Origin of the sequence: Streptomyces shenzhenensis, assembly GCF_003688995.1 — a bacterium.
Taxonomy (GTDB): domain Bacteria; phylum Actinomycetota; class Actinomycetes; order Streptomycetales; family Streptomycetaceae; genus Streptomyces; species Streptomyces shenzhenensis_A.
On record NZ_PENI01000004.1, the window covers coordinates 171,989 to 189,386 of the forward strand.

General features: G+C 70.6%; 16 protein-coding genes, 1 tRNA gene and 1 pseudogene. 9 read left to right on the plus strand and 9 right to left on the minus strand.

The window, feature by feature from the left end; translation table 11 throughout:
* Positions 1-155: 155 nt before the first annotated feature.
* The gene (locus CTZ28_RS08455; RefSeq protein ID WP_121888643.1) at positions 156-2,075 is read left to right on the plus strand and encodes an AMP-dependent synthetase/ligase; all 1,920 of its coding nucleotides are present in this window, start codon (positions 156-158) and stop codon (positions 2,073-2,075) included.
* Positions 2,076-2,189: 114 nt separating this feature from the next.
* On the opposite strand, the gene CTZ28_RS08460 is transcribed toward CTZ28_RS08455, so the two are convergent.
* Complete coding sequence (locus tag CTZ28_RS08460) at positions 2,190-2,597, minus strand: rodlin (RefSeq protein WP_121888644.1); 408 nt, start codon at positions 2,595-2,597, stop codon at positions 2,190-2,192.
* Between the two features lie 267 nt (positions 2,598-2,864).
* On the minus strand, positions 2,865-3,275 hold the full coding sequence (locus tag CTZ28_RS08465) for a rodlin (RefSeq protein ID WP_121888645.1): 411 nt from the start codon (positions 3,273-3,275) through the stop codon (positions 2,865-2,867).
* 269 nt (positions 3,276-3,544) lie between these two features.
* Between CTZ28_RS08465 and CTZ28_RS08470 the strand changes: the two genes are divergently transcribed.
* The 3 genes from CTZ28_RS08470 to CTZ28_RS49255 all read left to right on the plus strand — a co-directional run bounded on the left by CTZ28_RS08470 (position 3,545) and on the right by CTZ28_RS49255 (position 5,209).
* On the plus strand, positions 3,545-3,955 hold the full coding sequence (locus CTZ28_RS08470; RefSeq protein WP_121888646.1) for a rodlin: 411 nt from the start codon (positions 3,545-3,547) through the stop codon (positions 3,953-3,955).
* Between the two features lie 292 nt (positions 3,956-4,247).
* Positions 4,248-4,475, plus strand: coding sequence for a chaplin ChpD (gene chpD / locus CTZ28_RS08475; protein ID WP_121888869.1), 228 nt, complete (start codon positions 4,248-4,250; stop codon positions 4,473-4,475).
* 104 nt (positions 4,476-4,579) lie between these two features.
* Positions 4,580-5,209, plus strand: coding sequence for a chaplin (locus CTZ28_RS49255; protein ID WP_310887595.1), 630 nt, complete (start codon positions 4,580-4,582; stop codon positions 5,207-5,209).
* 281 nt (positions 5,210-5,490) lie between these two features.
* Here CTZ28_RS49255 and CTZ28_RS49260 read toward each other — a convergent pair whose 3' ends face one another.
* The 3 genes from CTZ28_RS49260 to CTZ28_RS08495 all read right to left on the minus strand — a co-directional run bounded on the left by CTZ28_RS49260 (position 5,491) and on the right by CTZ28_RS08495 (position 10,051).
* Positions 5,491-7,191, minus strand: a complete 1,701-nt coding sequence (locus CTZ28_RS49260; protein ID WP_121888648.1) for an SH3 domain-containing protein — start codon at positions 7,189-7,191, stop codon at positions 5,491-5,493.
* A 240-nt stretch (positions 7,192-7,431) separates the two neighbouring features.
* The gene (locus tag CTZ28_RS08490) at positions 7,432-8,544 is read right to left on the minus strand and encodes a glycosyltransferase (RefSeq protein ID WP_121888870.1); all 1,113 of its coding nucleotides are present in this window, start codon (positions 8,542-8,544) and stop codon (positions 7,432-7,434) included.
* 88 nt (positions 8,545-8,632) lie between these two features.
* Positions 8,633-10,051 carry a DUF2079 domain-containing protein gene (locus CTZ28_RS08495; protein ID WP_259471509.1) on the minus strand — a complete coding sequence of 473 codons (1,419 nt, stop codon included), beginning with the start codon at positions 10,049-10,051 and terminating at the stop codon, positions 8,633-8,635.
* Between the two features lie 395 nt (positions 10,052-10,446).
* On the opposite strand from CTZ28_RS08495, the gene CTZ28_RS08500 reads away from it, so the two are divergent.
* From CTZ28_RS08500 to CTZ28_RS08510, 3 genes are all read left to right on the plus strand, one after another.
* Positions 10,447-10,686, plus strand: a complete 240-nt coding sequence (locus CTZ28_RS08500) for a chaplin (RefSeq protein WP_121888650.1) — start codon at positions 10,447-10,449, stop codon at positions 10,684-10,686.
* A gap of 214 nt (positions 10,687-10,900) precedes the next feature.
* Positions 10,901-11,191, plus strand: coding sequence for a hypothetical protein (locus tag CTZ28_RS08505; protein WP_121888651.1), 291 nt, complete (start codon positions 10,901-10,903; stop codon positions 11,189-11,191).
* 130 nt (positions 11,192-11,321) lie between these two features.
* Complete coding sequence (locus CTZ28_RS08510) at positions 11,322-11,822, plus strand: DUF5949 family protein (protein WP_121888652.1); 501 nt, start codon at positions 11,322-11,324, stop codon at positions 11,820-11,822.
* A 68-nt stretch (positions 11,823-11,890) separates the two neighbouring features.
* Here CTZ28_RS08510 and CTZ28_RS08515 read toward each other — a convergent pair whose 3' ends face one another.
* Both CTZ28_RS08515 and CTZ28_RS08520 read right to left on the minus strand, forming a co-directional pair.
* Positions 11,891-12,850 (minus strand): D-2-hydroxyacid dehydrogenase family protein, encoded by a 960-nt coding sequence (locus CTZ28_RS08515; protein ID WP_121888653.1) that lies wholly within the window; start codon positions 12,848-12,850, stop codon positions 11,891-11,893.
* Between the two features lie 115 nt (positions 12,851-12,965).
* Entirely contained in the window at positions 12,966-13,499 is a 534-nt protein-coding gene (locus CTZ28_RS08520) for a TerD family protein (protein ID WP_121888654.1), read from the minus strand.
* 212 nt (positions 13,500-13,711) lie between these two features.
* Here CTZ28_RS08520 and CTZ28_RS08525 point away from each other — a divergent pair.
* Positions 13,712-14,590 (plus strand): annotated as a pseudogene (locus CTZ28_RS08525) (ATP-binding protein); the annotation flags it as partial.
* Positions 14,591-14,705: 115 nt separating this feature from the next.
* Here CTZ28_RS08525 and CTZ28_RS46870 read toward each other — a convergent pair.
* A complete protein-coding gene (locus CTZ28_RS46870; RefSeq protein ID WP_183154306.1) occupies positions 14,706-14,852 on the minus strand; it encodes a hypothetical protein in 147 nt (48 codons plus the stop codon).
* A 544-nt stretch (positions 14,853-15,396) separates the two neighbouring features.
* A tRNA-Arg gene (locus CTZ28_RS08530) sits at positions 15,397-15,469 on the minus strand.
* A 320-nt stretch (positions 15,470-15,789) separates the two neighbouring features.
* Between CTZ28_RS08530 and CTZ28_RS08535 the strand changes: the two genes are divergently transcribed.
* The gene (locus tag CTZ28_RS08535; RefSeq protein ID WP_121888656.1) at positions 15,790-17,397 is read left to right on the plus strand and encodes a dynamin family protein; all 1,608 of its coding nucleotides are present in this window, start codon (positions 15,790-15,792) and stop codon (positions 17,395-17,397) included.
* Position 17,398 lies beyond the last annotated feature (1 nt).

Consider the following 17,398-nt stretch of genomic DNA (forward strand, 5'->3'; position numbering starts at 1 on the left):
GAATTGACGTAACGTCAGGTGGTGAAAAGGCGGTCGGGCGCGAGAGGGTGTGCCGGAGCCATTGACCTTCTCTTACGCGCGAGTAAGTTTACCTACCGGTAAGTACGTTCGGCAGTACGTCAGGACGTCAGCACGAGCCGCGACCGGGAGCCGTCATGGGCGTACGCAAGGATCTGCAGCGGGCCAGGAAACGCACCGACCTTGCGGCCCGCGGCCAGGTGGAGACCGTCAGGGACGCGCACGGCGTCGTCCGCGAGGCCCGCACCACCGCCCTCGTGCCGGCCGCGACGACCGGCTCCATCGCCGACCTGCCCTTCATCAACGCGGCCGAGGCCCCCGACGCCGTGGTCCTGCGCCGCCGTGACAAGGGCGGCTGGCAGCCGGTCACCGCGGCCCGCTTCGCCCGTGACGTCACCGACGTCGCCAAGGGCCTCATCGCGGCCGGCCTCGAACCGGGCCACCGGGTCGCGGTGATGTCCCGCACCCGCTACGAGTGGACCGTCCTGGACTTCGCCGTCTGGGCGGCCGGCGGCCGGACCGTCCCGGTCTACCCCACCTCCTCCGCCCAGCAGGTGGAGTGGATCGTCCGCGACTCCGGCGCCCGCCACGTCGTCACCGAGACCACCCAGCACACCGCCACCGTCCTCGCCGGCACCGCGGACCACCCCGAACCCCCGCGCACCTGGACCATCGACGAGGGCGCCCTCGACCGGCTCACCGACCTGGGCCGGGACATCCCCGACGAGGACGTCGCCGAGCGCCGCGCCGGTCTGACCCCCGACACGGTCGCCACGATCTGCTACACCTCCGGCACCACCGGCCGGCCGAAGGGCTGCGTCCTCACCCACGCCAACCTGCACGCCGAGGCGGCGAACACCGTCCAACTGCTGCACCCGGTCTTCACGGAGGTCACCGGCCAGACCGCGTCCACCCTGCTCTTCCTGCCGCTCGCCCATATCCTCGGCCGCGCCCTGCAGATCGCCTGTCTGATGGCCCGTATCGAGATCGGCCACTTCCCCAGCGTCAGACCCGACGAACTCCGCCCGGTGCTCAAGGAGTTCCAGCCGACCTTCCTCGTCGGGGTGCCCTATCTGTTCGAGAAGATCCACGACACCGGCCGGGCCACCGCCGAACGGATCGGCCGCGGCGCCTCCTTCGACCGTGCCGACCGCGTCGCCGTCCGCTTCGGCGAGGCCGCGCTGCACCGGTTCCTGGGCACCGGCAAGGGCCCCGGCCCGGGCCTGTACGCCGCCTGGGCCCTGTACGACCTGCTGGTCTACCGCCGGGTCCGCAAGGAACTCGGCGGCCGGGTGCGGTACGCCATCAGCGGCGGCTCCCCGCTCGACCGCAACCTCAACCTGTTCTTCCAGGCGGCCGGGATCATCGTCTACGAGGGTTACGGCCTCACCGAGACCACGGCCGCCGCGACCATCGTGCCGCCGCTCGCCCCCCGCCCCGGCACCGTCGGCCGGCCCGTTCCCGGCGTGGCCGTCCGCATCGCCGACGACGGGGAGGTGCTGATCAAGGGCGGACCGGTCTTCGGGTCGTACTGGAACGACCCGGCGGCCACGGACGCCGCCCTCACCGGCGACTGGTTCGCCACCGGAGACCTCGGCTCCCTCGACGACGACGGCTACCTCACCATCACCGGCCGCAAGAAGGACATCCTCGTCACCTCCGGCGGCAAGAACGTCTCCCCGGCCGTCCTGGAGGACCGCCTGCGCAGCCGCCCACCGGTCGGCCAGTGCCTCGTCGTCGGCGACAACCGCCCCTTCGTCGCCGCCCTGGTCACCCTCGACCCCGAGGCGGTCGCCCACTGGCTGTCGGTGCGTCGGCTGCCCGCCGGCACCCCGGTCTCGGACCTGGTCGGCGACCCGCGCCTGCGGGCCGAGGTGCAGCGCGCCGTCGACTACGCCAACGAGGCCGTCTCGCGCGCCGAGTCGATCCGTGCCTTCGCCCTGGTCGACGGGGAGTTCACCGAGGACAACGGCCTGCTCACGCCGTCCCTGAAGGTCAAGCGGCAGGCGGTCACGGCGGCCTACGCGGCCGAGATCGAGGCGCTGTACGGCGGCTGACGGGGCGGCACGGACGCCGTCGGCACGGCTGACACCGGTGACAAGGCAGGCGCGGCCGGCACGCAGAAAGCGGGCCACCGGGAACCGGTGACCCGCCGCGGCGGAGCGGACCGCTCAGCCGTTGCCCGTGCCGTTGCCGGACAGGGCAGAGATGTCGTCCAGGATGTGCGACAGCGGCTCGTCGCCCTTGGCCTGGGTCGAGTTCTCGACGCACTGCTGGTTCTGCGGCGACGACAGGACCGGGACGTCCTGCACGGCGACCGGCACGACACCGACGAGCGAGCCCACGTTCGCCTTGGCCGGCAGGCCGACACACGGCTTGTTCAGCGAGCCCTGGACCAGCGAGAGCTGCGGGCTCATGTCACCGAACGTGGCCGAGTTGCCGAACTCCGACTGGGCGCCGACGCCGCTCGCGGAGGTGGTGCCGTTGTCGTTGCCGATGGCCAGGGCCTGGGGGGCGGCCGCGCCGGCGAGACCGGCGACCGAGGCGGCCACAGCCGCGGTTGCCCACAGCTTCTTCATGTTCTTTCCCTTCGAAAGGCGGACTCCGGGGACGGAGTTGCATGATCGTCAACGGCGCCCGACCGGCCCGGGTTGCGGGCTGTGCCTCGATCGGACCAGCGTGATCGGATCAAGGGACAAGCGTCCCGGCGCGCCCACGCATCGCCGCACTCCGACCGCCGTACGGCACACCGGTGCCGGGCGCCCGCACCCATGACGGACCGGCGGGCCGCCGGAAGTCCGACGGCCCGCCGGGGAAGCCCGGAAGAGGCTTGAGAGGTGTCCCGGTCAGTGGTTGCCGGCGCCGTTGCCCGCGAGGACCGAGATGTCGTCCAGGAGGTGCGACAGCGGCTCGTCGCCCTTGGCCTGGGTCGAGTTCTCGACGCACTGCTGGTTCTGCGGCGACGACAGGATCGGGATGTCCTGCGCGGCGACCGGGACCAGACCGACGAGCGAGCCGACGTTCGCCTTGGCCGGCAGGCCGATGCAGGGCTTGTTGAGCGAACCCTGGATGAGCGCCATCTGCGGGCTCATGGCGCCGTAGGTGGCGGAGTTGCCGAACGCCTGCGAGGCGCCGACGCCGCTGGCGGAGGTGGTGCCGGTGTCGTTGCCGATGGCCAGAGCCTGCGGGGCGGCGGTGGCCGAGACGCCGACGACGGAAGCGGCGACCGCGGCGGAGGCCAGAACCTTCTTGATCACGTGCAATTCCCTTCTGAAAAAACCCCGTCCACCGGAGCGACCTGGATCAACTGGAGGACGTTCGTTTGGTTCCTGGCATTCACTCCGATGGTCGACATGCCGCCGCGCCGGATTGCGCCTCCGTGGGGTGCGTTAATTCCGCTCCCGCCGGACGATCCGATCGAGTGACGTGCCGCAACCATTCCGCTCGTGGCGGGTTGATGCGGGGCAGGAACATGCGTCTTGGCCATGGGCCAGGATTGGCCATGGGTCGGGAAAGGAAAGCGAAAATGCTGAAGAAGGCAATGGCCGTGGCGGCGGTCGCGGCGTCCGTCGTCGGTGCGTCGGCGGCGCTCGCCCCGCAGGCGCTTGCCATCGGCAACGACAGCGGGACCACCTCCGCCGGCGGCGACGGCGCCCGCGAGGCGTTCGGCAACCAGGTGACCGGGGGCGACCTGAGCCCGCAGGCCACCCTGGTGCAGGGCTCGCTGAACAAGCTCTGCGTCGGTCTGCCGGTCGAGGCGAACGCCGGCTCGGTCGTCGGCGCCGTCCCGGTCGCCGTGCAGGACGTCCCCGTCCTGTCGGCGCCGCAGAACCAGCAGTGCGCCGAGAACGCGACCCAGGGCAAGGGCGACGAGCCGCTGTCGCATCTAGTGGACGGCGTCTCTGCCCTGTCGGGCAACGGCGTCGGCAACCACTGAGCCGACCCCGTGGAAGTCCGTTCGGGCCGTGTGCCGTTTCGCGCGCCGCCCGGGCGGACTTTTCCGTGAAATCCCCGTCGAACCTGTTGTCCATCGCTCAGCCGAACTGTTTCCCCTCCCGTGTCAATCTTACGAAGGCGTTCGAGTGAATTGCAGGATGCCGCACGTTCTGTAGTTTCTTCGGCCGTCTATCCCTCGTTCTACAGCCTGCCGGTCATGGTGCGAGCCATACAAGCTGTGCTCGCTCGGTTTCGGCCGACCAAGGGGCATGACCGCAGAGAAGGGAAAGTTCATGAAGAAGAGCGCTGCCGTCGTCGCGGGCGCGATCCTGGCTCTGGGCGCTGCCGCCCCGGCCTTCGCGGACTCCGGTGCCGAGGGTGCTGCCGTCGGATCCCCCGGTGTTCTGTCCGGCAATGTCGTCCAGGTCCCCGTGCACATTCCGGTGAATGTGTGCGGCAACACCATCAACGTCATCGGACTGCTGAACCCGGCCTTCGGCAACACCTGCGCCAACGGCTGACGGTACGGACACCACGCACGAGCCTTCGGGCCGTGCGGTGGCCGGCCCCGGACGGTTGATCCGGGGCCGGCCTTCCCACTTCTTCAAGCAGGAAGACAACGAGATTGCGAAAGACCCTGAGCAGGGGAATGGTCGTGGCCGCCGCCGCGACGAGCGTTCTGTCCCTGTGCGACTTCGCCGCCGTCGCCGACTCGGTCGCCGGCGGTACCACCTCGGGCTCCCCGGGTGTTCTGTCCGGCAACACCGTGCAGGCGCCGGTCCATGTGCCGGTCAACGTCTGCGGCAACACCGTCGACGTCCTCGCCCTGCTGAATCCGGCCTTCGGCAACTCCTGTGCCAACGGCGCGAGTCGGCCCGAACCGGTGACGCCTGATGTTCCGGAGCCGACCGTTCCCGGTGACACCGGCACTCAGCAGCCGCCGCCACCGACGGGCGTCGTGACGCCTCCGCCCGCCGTGAGCACCCCGCCCGCCGTGAACCCCCCGGCGCCGCCGGCCACCCCCGCCGAACCGGTCCGGCCCGGCTCGTCCGTACCGGAGCCGGCGTCCGAGTCCTCCACCGGGGACTCCTCCACGGGGCGGGAGTCGGAGCCGGTCCGCGCGAGCCGCGAATCCCGGCCCGAGCTGGCCGAGACCGGCAGCGCGACCACGCTGGCGGCCTCCGGCCTCAGCGCCCTGCTCATCGCGGGCGGGGTGATCCTGTACCGGCGAGGACGAAGCACGTCCTTCCGGTGACTCCGTAGAGTGCCGGACCTGAGGCCTGCGTTCGGCCGCAACGGCTGACGCCGCCGAGCACTCCATCGGCCGCCCTCCCGAACGGGAGGGCGGCCGATGTGCGTGGTCCCCAGGGCGCCCCGAAGGCGCGGGACGTCGGATCACCCGTGCGAGGAGCGTCCGGACACAGGAAAACGGTCCGTGCCGCCCGCTGCGGAGGCGGACGGCACGGACCGGTCGGGAGACCGCTCAGTCACCAGGGCGAGCCTGCGACGGCTGCGGTCTTCGAGGGATCGGCCGGGCTACTGGCAGACCGACTGGACGGTGAAGGACGCGGCGTCCGCGCCTCCGTTGACGACGGTGACCGTCCAGGCCGCACCGCCGGTGCCCGACTGCACATTGAGCGGACCCGTTCCCGCGGTCTGGGTCACACCACCCCAGACGGCCGTGGTCCCCGCGGGGCACGTGGGACCGCTGAACGTGCCGGTGTCACCGGCGGCCAGGGTATCGGTGGTCGAGCTCAGGACCGTCGCGCCGGGGCCGGTCGGTCCGGTCGGGCCGGTGGCCCCTGCGGCGCCGGTCGGGCCGGTGGCTCCGTCGAGACCGTTGGTCCCGTTGAGGCCTGCGGCGCCGGTGGGTCCGGTGGGACCGGTGGCTCCGTCGAGACCGTTGGTCCCGTTGAGGCCTGCGGCGCCGGTGGGTCCGGTCGGGCCGGTGGCTCCGTCGAGACCGTTGGTCCCGTTGAGGCCTGCGGCGCCGGTGGGTCCGGTCGGGCCGGTGGCTCCGTCGAGACCGTTGGTCCCGTTGAGGCCTGCGGCGCCGGTGGGTCCGGTCGGGCCGGTGGCTCCGTCGAGACCGTTGGTCCCGTTGAGGCCTGCGGCGCCGGTCGGTCCGGTCGGTCCGGTGACACCGTTGAGGCCCGCGGCGCCGGTCGGGCCGGTGGCTCCGTCGAGACCGTTGGTGCCATTGAGGCCGGCCGGGCCGGTCGGTCCGGTGGCCCCGTTCAGGCCGTTGGTGCCGTTGAGCCCGGCGGGCCCGGTCGGCCCGGTGACACCGTTGAGGCCGGCGGCGCCGGTCGGTCCGGTATTGCCCTGCGGACCCTGGATGCCCTGGACACCCTGGATGCCCTGGATGCCCTGGGCTCCCGTCGGCCCGGCGACCCCCTGGGGGCCGACCGCGCCCGTCGGTCCGGTTGCGCCGGTGGCACCGTTGACGCCGTTGAGGCCGGCGGCGCCGGTCGGTCCGGTGTTGCCCTGGATGCCCGGAACGCCCTGCGGACCCTGGATGCCCTGCAGCCCCTGGACGCCCTGCGGCCCCGTCGGTCCGGCGACACCCTGCGAGCCGGCCGGACCCGTCGGGCCGGTGGGACCGCCGGAAGGACCGGTCGGGCCGGTCGGGCCCGAGGGACCCGTCGGGCCGGTGGGACCCGGGACGTCCGAGCACAGCGGCACGCCGGACGCGCTCACATAACGGGCGGTCACCCACCCGTTCTGGTTGGCGAGCTTGTACCACCAGATGTTCCCGTCGACCGACTGGCCCGCCTCCTGGCACAGGAGAGAGATGTTCGCCCCGAAGGGGAACGAGCCGAGGCTCGGCGAGTCAGTCGTCGGCAAAGCGCGGACGTTCACGCCGGTCTGTGCGGTCACCGTCCCCGTGACGGCGGCGCGGAGATTCCTTTGATTCGATTTCGATCCGGCTCGCAGTGCGATCCGGTCTGCCTTTGCGGCGCCGGTCTGAGCGTGAGCCCGGCCCGCTAGAGAGGATGTGTGTGCCGTAGCAGGGCCGCAGAGACCCAAAGTAAGGCCGAGGCTCACAGCTCCGAGAACCAGCGACGAGGCGCCGCCGGTCTTAAAAGCCCCATGCACCAAAACCCACCATGCCTTTCGTGACAAAATTGAGGGGGATGAGGTGAGAGCAGCAAACTGCATATGTCTCCTGCAAATCCAGGCGACTCGAATCAAGTGGGCTGAAAGTGGCGCATATGTCACTCGGAGAGCCTGCATTTAATCGGCTAATCAACGCCGTACGGGGCATTCGAATACCAGGCTGTGGCGCCGTCAAATGGGCGTGGAAATCACGGGATTCACGGGCTGGTCTCCCCTTGCGGCCGCTGTCCGGCGGCCTGCGCCGGTGCCCGCGACGCGTGGTGCTCCCGCGCCGTCGAGACAGGGGTGCGAAACCCCAACTCGTCGGCGCGGGAGCATCGTTGGCTTTCCGCCCTGCCGCACTCGGCCGGCGGAGGGTCAGTGGGCCCTCGCGTCCTTGTGATATCGCTTTCCCCTGCCGCCCCTGAGGCCGTGACCCGGCTCCGGGATCGTGGCCAGCCTGCGCACGGCGAACTCACGGTTGACGAGGGTCTGGGTGCGGTGGGCCGGGGGCAGCTCGGGCATGGCGAGCAGTCGGTCACAGGCCTGGAGCGAACCCTCGAAGTCGCCCACCCAGTACGCCGTGATCGAGAACTCGGACAGCAGGCCCCAGCGGTAGACCCAGGGCTGCGTGAACAGGATGTCGTCCGGCTGCTCCTTGGCCAGGGCGGCGACGACGATCGCGTGCGCCATGTGATGGCGGCCCATGCCGCGCAGCCGCGAGGCCAGCTCGTAACACGCTTCGAGCCGCTGCGGACGTGACTCCCACGCCTGGGTCAGCGTGTCCACCCCGGCGGGCATGTCACCGGAATCGGCGCGCAGGATTCCGGCCTGGAGCAGGGAGTAGTAGACCTCCTCCGCCCAGCCGCCCATCGACGCGCGGTGTTCGTACAGCCTGATCGCCTCAGGGGTGTTGCCCATGTCGCGCATGGTCTGGGCCAGGTAGAAGACCGTGCGGGTATTGCTGGGGTCGCGTTCCATCTCGGCGCTGAGCAGGCGGGCGTCGCGCTCGAACTTGTCGTGCCGCGAGCCGCCGTCCGCATGGTCCTCGACGACCAGCGCGTCGAGGTTCTCCTGTGTCTCGTGCCCGTCCGCGGTGAGGTATTCGTGGGTGACGCCCTCGTATCGCCAGGGGACGTCCCCCCGTACCAAGCGCCTGATCCGGTATTCGGTGGCTCCTTCGTGCCGGAGCATGTATGCGTCCGCCGTCAGCCGGGGGAGGGGGCTTTCCCGTCTGAGGACGTGGTCCGCGTCCAGGAGCAGCAGATAGTCGGCCTTGCCGCGGGCATGCTGGATGTTCAGGGTGCGGTTGTGACCGAAATTCACCCAGGGTTCCTCGTGGAGTTCGCCCGGGACGCCGTCGAGGGCGCGGCGAATCAGTTCCTGGGTTCCGTCCGTCGATCCGGTGTCCGAGATCACCCAGGTGTCCACCAGATCGTGGACGGAGGCGAGGCATCGCTCGATGACGCCGGCCTCATTCTTGACGATCATGCAGAGGCAGAGGGAGGGCTTCACGACAGCACCACGCTCCTACGTTTCCCGATGCGGGGTCATTGGTCGGACGTGTCCTACGGTGAGATCAGCCTTTGTGCTCGGAGGCGTTCAAGTCGCCGGAGACCGGCGTGCGTTCGGGCCGGCCGGTGAGGTGCAGCAGAACAAAGCCGTCACGGTCGGCGACGGTGCGGTACCCGCTACTGCGGGCCTGTTCCAGCAGGCCGCGTTCCGCCTCGTAGGTCAGTGGCCATCGCCAGCGGGGCGCCACCCAGGTGTCCACCATGATCCACTGGGGGGAGGGGCGGCTGACCGGATAGCCGTAGAGGCTCACGCTCGTACGGTTGGTGAGCTGGGGGACGAGATATGTGGATGCCTGGACCGTGGCGTCGTCGGGGATCTTCTTCATCAGGCTGTGGGCGACGGCGACGCGCGGATCCGTCCGCCAGGTGGCCGGGTTGAAGAGCTGCCAGAAAGGAAAGCTCGGCAGGGCCATGAGGGCGACCGCGGCCGCGGCGGCGAGATACCGTCGCAGGCTGCCGACCGTCGTGCCCCGTCGGACCAGGGCGTCGACGAAGGCGGCGAAGACGATGGGCATCAGGACCAGCGAATAGTGGTAGCCGGTACCCCAGTGGACATAGTTGTTCGAGAAGAGGCGCCAGACGAGCGTCGGGACGGCGACCCACAGCAGCGGGGACCGCACGGCCAGGAACACGGTCGGGGCCAGCAGGAGCACGAGCGTCGACAGCTTGGTCTGCGGGGCGACGAGACCCACCGTGCCTCGGTACAGCAGGTCCAGCGGCCCGCTGCCGCCGCTCGCGCCCGCGGCTCCGGCAGGAGTGTCCGCCAGGAACCAATAGGCGAACGAACCACTCGGGTTGAAGGCCGGCAGAATCACCAGCAGCGCCAGCAGCGTCCCGACCAGACCGGTCGCCGCCGTCACATGGCCGAGTCTGCGGGCACCGCGCCAGGCGATGACCAGGCCGATCACGCCGACCGTGAGCCCGAGATCCTCCTTCACCAGCAGCAGCGGCAACGCCCAGCACGCCGCGGCGGTCAGCCGGTCGCTGCCGAGAGCGGCGAGGGAGAACGCGAGCAGCGGGGCGGCGAAGGCGACTTCATGGAAGTCGAAGCCGACGGCGCTCGCGATGCCCCAGGAAAGCCCGTAGCAGGCACCGATCACCGTGCCCGCCACGGGGCCCAGGGCCCTGCGCGCCCAGAGCGCCAGCGGGACCACGCTCAGCGCGATCAGCGCGGCCTGCACCACGAGCAGGGTGGCCGCCGAGCGGTGCAGTGCGTAGAAGGGGGCGACGAGGACCAGGGCGGGGGAGAAGTGATCCCCCAGAACGGGGAATCCGGGCCCCTTCAGTTCGGAGACGGGTAGATGTCCGTCCGCGTACGAGCGGACAACCTGTTCGAAGATCCCCAGGTCATAGCTGTTGGAGAGCATCCGTTGATGGATGCGCAGCGAAACAGCCGAGTACAGGAAGAACAACACTCCGGCCATGGCCCAGACCCACCATGTGCCGTCGAACGGGCTTCTGTACGGCGATTCGGGCGCTGCTTTTCTGCCGGCAGATGACTGTTGTGACGGGAGGGCCGGGCTGATGCTGCTGGACCGGGCTTGCATAGGGGACCTTCCGGAATGCTGACTGGAGAGGCCCTCAAGATGCCAGGAATGCGTGACTCTTCGCTCTTGTTCAAACTCGGGTACCGCGATAATCCACCGAATGGCTGCACTCGCGTGCGTCGGCATTCGGCGGCGAAGTATGCGCCCGCAGACGGTTATTGGCCCCGGGGGAGATCACTCCATCGGCGGCACAACTCGCGGCAATGCGGTGCGTTGACACAGCGCCGGGTGTCCGCCCGGATGTTTGTGTCGATCCCAAGGAGCACCTCTCCATGTCGCGTATCGCGAAGGGCCTGGCCCTGACCACCGCTGCCGTCGCGGCCGTCGCCGGTGGCGCGGGTGTCGCCGCTGCTGACAGTGGCGCGCAAGGCGCCGCCGCCCAGTCCCCGGGTGTGCTGTCGGGCAATGTCGTCCAGGTCCCGGTCCATGTGCCGGTCAACCTCTGCGGCAACACCGTCGACGTCATCGCCCTTCTGAACCCGTCGTTCGGCAACGTCTGCGCCAACGGCTGACGGGACGGCAGCCCCCTTGCCGGCCGTCCTCCCGCGGAATGCCGCGGGAGGACGGCCGGTTCGCGGTCGCCATCGCGGGCTGCACCGACGCCGGCAAGTCCTCGCAGGGGATCTCATATGTCTTGCACCGGTGGGGTTTCCGCGCTGTTCGGACGTCGTTGGACACGGTGTCGGAATGCCCCGAGGTGACATGAGTTGCCGAGAAAGGAACACGATGAAGTCCTTGAAGGCTGCCGCTGTCGTAGCCGGTTCCGTGGCCCTCGCGGGCGGCGCGGCGCCCGCGTTCGCCCACGACACCGCCGACCTCACACCCACCAGCCTCACCGGTGCCGTCAACACGCTCACCAAGGGTCCCCTCACCGTGGACGACGCGATGCCGCTGCGGCACCAGTCGAACGCGCTCGACACCGAGAACAAAGGCTCCGTGCTCAACACGGTGAAGGGCGTGACCGGCGCCCTGAACCAGCACAACCCGCTTCTCGGCGGACTGCCGCTGCAGAGCTGACCGGCCTGACGTGAGGGATTCGAGGGACGCCGATCGGCGTCCCTCGTTCGTGTGGCCACCCCGCGGCCGATGCGCCGGTCGGGTGAGAACCCGGCAGGCGGCTCGCGGGCCCGTCGATAGGGTCGCGCGGGTGACCTCAACCACAACCGAAATCCGCCCTTTCCGCCCGGTCGACCTGGGCACGCTCGTCGTGCTCGCCTGGAGCGGCGAGGCCTCCGACGGAACCGACATGCCCTACCTGCTGGCGTACTCCCTCGGGGACGCCGAGGGCGGCGGCGCGACGACGGCCGCCGCCGTGGAGCGGCTGCTGGAGAACAACGGACTGCCGGTCGGCGGGGACCTCGTCGACGGCGCGACCAGGCCCAGCCTGCCCATCACCCTGCTCGTGCAGTCAGGCCAGGCCGTCGTCACCCTGCCGCAGCTGAGCGCCCAGTGCCCCGTCCCGCCGGAGTGGCTCGCCGCCGTCGCCCAACGCGGCTACGCCTACCTGGTGTTCACCACCCGTCCCTGGCCCCAGGCGCGGCCCGGCGCGCCCCTGACCCCCGAATTCCTCGCCGCCTTCGTCGGCGCCGAGGAGACCCTGAACGCCGCCGCGCACGTCGTCCTGCCGGCCCGCACCCTGCGCGCCTGATCACGACGGCCGACGGCGGGGCCGTACGAGGGGTGAGCCATGGCCGGCACCGCACGCCCGCGCGCGGTTCAGGGCAGCCGTCGGACCGGAGCACCCGCCAGGTACGCCTGGATGTCCTCGACCGCCTGGCCGTAGTACGTCGCATAGTTGGCCCGCGAGACATAGCCGAGGTGGGGCGTCGCCAGCAACCGGGGCGCGGTACGCATCGGATGGCCGGCCGGGAGCGGCTCGATGTCGAAGACGTCGACGCCGGCGCCCGCGATCCGGCCCTCGCGCAATGCCGCCAACAGTGCGTCCTGGTCGACGATCGCCGCGCGGGAGGTGTTGATCAGATAGGCGGTCGGCTTCATGAGGGCGAGTTCGGCGGGGCCGAGCAGGCCGTGCGTGCGTTCGCCGAGGGCCAGGTGCACGGAGACGAAGTCGCTTCCGGCCAGCAGGTCCTCCTTGGTGAGGACCGGTTCGGCCCCCACCTCCTCGGCGCGCTCCCGGGTGAGATTCCGGCTCCACGCGGTGACGCGCATGCCGAACGCGAGGCCGACCCGGGCGACCTGGCTGCCGATGCGGCCGAGCCCGAGCAGACCGAGCGTGCGGCCGTGCAGGTCGGCGCCGACGGTGGACTGCCAGGGGCCGCCGGTGCGCAGGGCGTGGCTCTCCTCGACGATGCCGCGGGCGAGGCCGAGCAGCAGGGCCCAGGTCAGTTCGACCGGCGGGGTCGAGGAACTCGCCGTACCGCACACGGTGATGCCGTGCGCCTCGGCGGCGGCGTAGTCGATGACGCTGTTGCGCATGCCGGAGGCGACGAGGAGCCGCAGCCGTGGCAGGCGGGCGAGCAGTGAGCCGGGGAACGGGACGCGTTCGCGCAGGGTGACCACGATGTCGAAGTCGGCGAGGGCCGCGGCGAGGGCGTCCTCGTCGGCGAGGTGCTCACGCAGCGGGACGACCTCCACCCGGTCCGCCAGCACCGACCAGTCGGCCGACCCGACGGCCACACCCTGGAAGTCGTCAAGCACCGCACAGCGCAGCCGCATCCGTCTCTCCCCCTCCGCTTCCCGGCCGCTCGACTGTATCTCCCGGACGACTCCGCCGCGGCGGCGGAGTGCGGCACGGGCGGGCGGCGTCAGGGGCGCGGGAGCGGGTGGGGCGTCAGGAGTGCCGGATGCCGCCCATCTCCTGCATGAAGCTCGCCGGATCGCTGTCGGAGCCCTGGATCATCTCGTGCAGCTCCCACTCGCCGGAGCCGTTCCTGATGAACTCCACGACCGTGGTCGCGGTTGAATCGGCCACCTGGGAGAAGTCGTCGTTCACCAGTTCCTGGTACCCCGCGATGACCACCACCCCGGCGTTCGACATGTCGCCGAACGTACGCGGGACGGGGTCCTGGTGTATGACCACGCCCACGACCACCCGTCCGTAGGCGGACGACAGCCGTTCCACCTCCAGGACCATCACCTCGACGAACCCGAAGCCTTGGCCGGTCTGGCTGTGCCGGGTCATGTTGATGGTGCCGTCCGGTGACCGGCTGTCGTAGTGCACGACGTACGCGGGGCGTCCGTAGGGGGCGTCCACGGAGTAGGCCGCGGCGACGATGTCGAGATGCCGGGGCGCCTCACCCAGGGGACTCGGGTCCCACTTGAGCCGTACCTCGACCTTCCCCGGCTCTTTCCCGTCAAGTCTCACCGCACGCCCCTCCCGGCGTCGAACCGTCGCGGGATCTCCCACGCCCTCTCAAGTATGGCCGCTGACCAGCATTTTGACGCTCTGTTGACGACATCTGCACACCGTCGACGGCGTCGGCCGAGCCGGGCAGGGGCGAGGGGCGGTCGTCCAGAGATCAGGACGCATCGATTCGCAATCGTGACCACTCGGCCCGGGTGTTGGCCCTCATCCCGGCGCCGGCCGGTCCTGCGCGCCCGGACGAGGTGCTCGGACGCTTCCTGCGGGCCCTCGGGGTCCCCGCGCAACAGGTTCCCGCGGCGCTCGCCGAACGGACCACGCGGTACAGGTCGTTGACCGCGGGTCGACGCCTCGTCGTGCTGCTCGACGACGCGGCGACCGCGGCCCAGGTACGCCCCCTGTTACCCGGAAGCGGCAACGTGACGACGGTGACCAGCCGCCACCGTCTGCCGGGGCTGACCGTCGACGGCTCTTTCCCGGTCCATCTGGAGTCGCTCGCGCCCGAGGCCGCGCTGGAACTGCTCGCGGACACCCTGGCCGACGGACGCGTCGCCGAACAGCCCGACGACGCACGCACCTTGGTCGAGCTGTGCGCCGGGCTGCCGCTGGCGGTCCGGGTCGCCGGGGCCCGGCTCGCGGCCCGGCCCGAACGGCGGATCACGACGATGGTCAGCGCCCTCGCCGAGGAGCACGACCGGCTGGAGGCATTGGCCATCGACGGCGACCACGATGTGCGGGCGGCCCTGGATCTGTCGTACCGGACCCTGCCACCGCCGGCCGCCCGGCTGTACCGGCGGCTGGGGCTGCACCCCGGCGCGGAGTTCGGAAGCGCGGTGGCGGAGGCGGCGCACACCGGTGAGGGGGACACCGCGGACCTGCTGGAGACGCTGCACGACGCGAGCCTGCTCTTCGACGCCGGAGAAGGACGCCACCGCTTCCACGATCTCGTACGTCTGCACGCCACCGCGAAGGCGCGGGAGGACGAACCGCCGCAGGAACGCGCGCGGGCACTGCGCCGTATCGCCGACCACTATCTGGCGAGCGCCACACGCGCCGAGGAGATCATCGAACCTCAGCACCGCACGATGGCGCCTGGGCGCCGACGCGGAGGCTGAGAGACTGCTCCGCCTCCTGGCAGACCGCAGCCACAGGGTCCGCCAACCATAGTGAGCGGCGCCGGACAGGTGCGTCGCGCAGACCGCCGGTGCGTCAGATCGCGTCAATCTTCCAGGCGGCCACGCCGCTTGATCCTTCGGTGCCGTTGACGTCGATACGTACGGGCTTGTCCACCGTGATGCGCCGCTGAATCATCGACTGGTCGCACGGGACCGGTGTTTCTCCGCTCTCCGGCGCCACGGTGAGGTTCGCGCTGCCATTTCCCTGCCAACTCGCGTGGACCGGAGGTCACTTGCCCGTCGGCCATTCTCACCGCCGACCGGTCGAAAGACCAGCGTCGAAGCAAGCTTCGGATACGGCGGGGTGAATGGCGGTGTTCCCTTCGGCATAGCCACAGGACCGCCGTCACTATCGCCGGGAAGGCGGTGGAGAAGAGCTGGTACGCCTTCGCCGTCGAGTACGTGGACGGGAAATGGACCCGGTGTGACGTGCGGCGATGCTTACGCCGTTCGAGTAAAGAATCTCCTGCGGGCAAGCATGTCTATGACTGCCGTCGTACCTGCCTCACGGGGCGGCTGAATGCCGTCGTCCCGCCGGCCCGGGGCGCTGCGTGGGCGGGCAACGGCGGGCCCGTGCTCCGGGCGATCTCGGCCCGGTGTGTCGTGGGCCGGCTCGCGGACCACCGGGGACGGGCCGTGACGGTACGTGGCTGTCCGGTTCCCTGGGCCAAGGAGGTTCCCCTCTGACCTGCGAGAACGCCCTCCCGAAGGAGGGCGGCGACGGGCGCCCCCGGCAGGACTCGAACCTGCGGCCAAGCGCTTAGAAGGCGCCTGCTCTATCCACTGAGCTACGGGGGCCGATGTGGTGGCCTCGTTCGTGGTGCCCGGGTGTGGGCTGATCCGTGACGTTGCCGGGGACAAGGATAGGGCTCCCGGATCCTTGTCCCTGTTGCTTCGCCTCCGTGGCTCAATGTGGAGGTTCGGTGAAGCGGTCCTGATAATCGCAGGCAGGTGCGAATCGTGCATCGCTTTTGGCGCCTCGGGCACCGGGTGTTGTGCACTCGTTATGCCTTGACTGTGCCCGTGTCCCGGTCGTCCCTTCCGTCCGATGTGTTCCGTCGGCACGCAGACAACTCCATATGCTTCAGAATTCCCCTAAAATTGGGCATTCTTCGCATGTGGTGACCTTGGACGTACGGCCTCAGCTGCTCGACGCACTCTCCGCCCTGCGCGACCGTGTCGCCGCCGCACGCTTTCCGCTGCCCTTGGCGGGGGCCCCACGCGCGCGTGCCAACCGCGACGAACTGCTCGCACAGCTCGACGACTACCTGGTGCCCCGGTTGAGAAGCCCCGAAGCGCCCCTGCTGGCCGTCGTGGGCGGATCCACCGGGGCGGGCAAGTCGACGCTGGTCAATTCCCTCGTGGGGCGGCGCGTCAGCGAGGCGGGCGTGTTGCGGCCGACCACCCGGACCCCGGTCCTGGTGTGCCATCCGGAGGATCATCACTGGTTCAGCGGGATGAGGGTGCTGCCCGGCCTCACGCGCGTGTGGGTGCCCCAGCAGGACCCGGGGGACGATCTGCTGCCCCTGGGCGAGGACCCCGCGCGCGTCCTGCGGATCGAGACGGCCGAGAGCCTCCCGCGCGGGCTGGCCCTGGTCGACGCCCCCGACATCGACTCCCTGGTCGCCGACAACCGCTTCCTCGCCGCCACCCTGATCTGCGCCGCCGACATCTGGATCATGGTCACCACGGCCGGCCGGTACGCCGACGCGGTGCCCTGGCACCTGCTGCGCACCGCCAAGGAGTACGACGCCACCCTGGTGACCGTCCTCGACCGGGTGCCCCACCAGGTCGTCTCCGAGGTCTCCCGGCAGTACGGCGCCCTGCTCACCAAGGCCGGCCTCGGCCACGTACCCCGCTTCACGGTGCCCGAGCTGCCCGAGTCCGTCTGGGGCGGCGGCCTGCTGCCCGCATCCGCGGTGGCCCCCCTGCGGAGCTGGCTCGTCCACCAGGCGCAGGACCCGGCATCCCGGCAGCACATCATGGCGCGTACGGCGTACGGCATGCTCAACTCGCTGAAGACGCGGATGCCCGAGCTGGCCAGCGCCGCCGCGGCCCAGCACGCGGCGGCGCTGCGCCTGGTCACCGCCGTCGACAGGGCGTACGAGGGCGAGCACACGCGGGTGCGCGGGCAATTGAACGCCGGGATCGTGCTGGCCGGGGACGCGCTGAAGCGCTGGCGCGCCTTCCCCCTCGACTGCACCGCCGGAGAACTGCTCGACGCCCTGGTGGGGAGCCTGGCCGCGCTCCTCCTGTGCGCCGTCACCGCCGCCGACGAGCGCGTCGACGAGGCCTGGCGGCGCGAGCCCGCAGCGGCCGCACCGGGGCTCGCCGACCGGGATGCCTCGCTGGACAGCGCCGAGCACCGGATCGGCCTCGCCGTACGGCGGTGGCGGCGCGAGGTCGAGGAGTACGCCGAGGACGAGGTGCGCGAGATCGACCGGAGCGTCGCGCCCGACCCGGAGGTCGTCGCCGCCCTGACCGCCACCGTCGTCCTGGGCGGTCGCCGGGCCCGGTCCGCGGGCGAGGGCCTCGCCGACCGCCTGACCGCGCACCGCGCGACACGGCTGCGCGAGCGCGCCGGAAACCTGCTGGTCGAGCACCTGGACCGGGTGATGCACAGCGAGCGCGAGCGCCGCCTCGCCCCGCTGGACGTCCTCGAAGTGCACCCCGAGCCCCAGGCCGGACTCATCGCCGCCCTGTCCGTACTGCAGAAGGAGAGGTGAC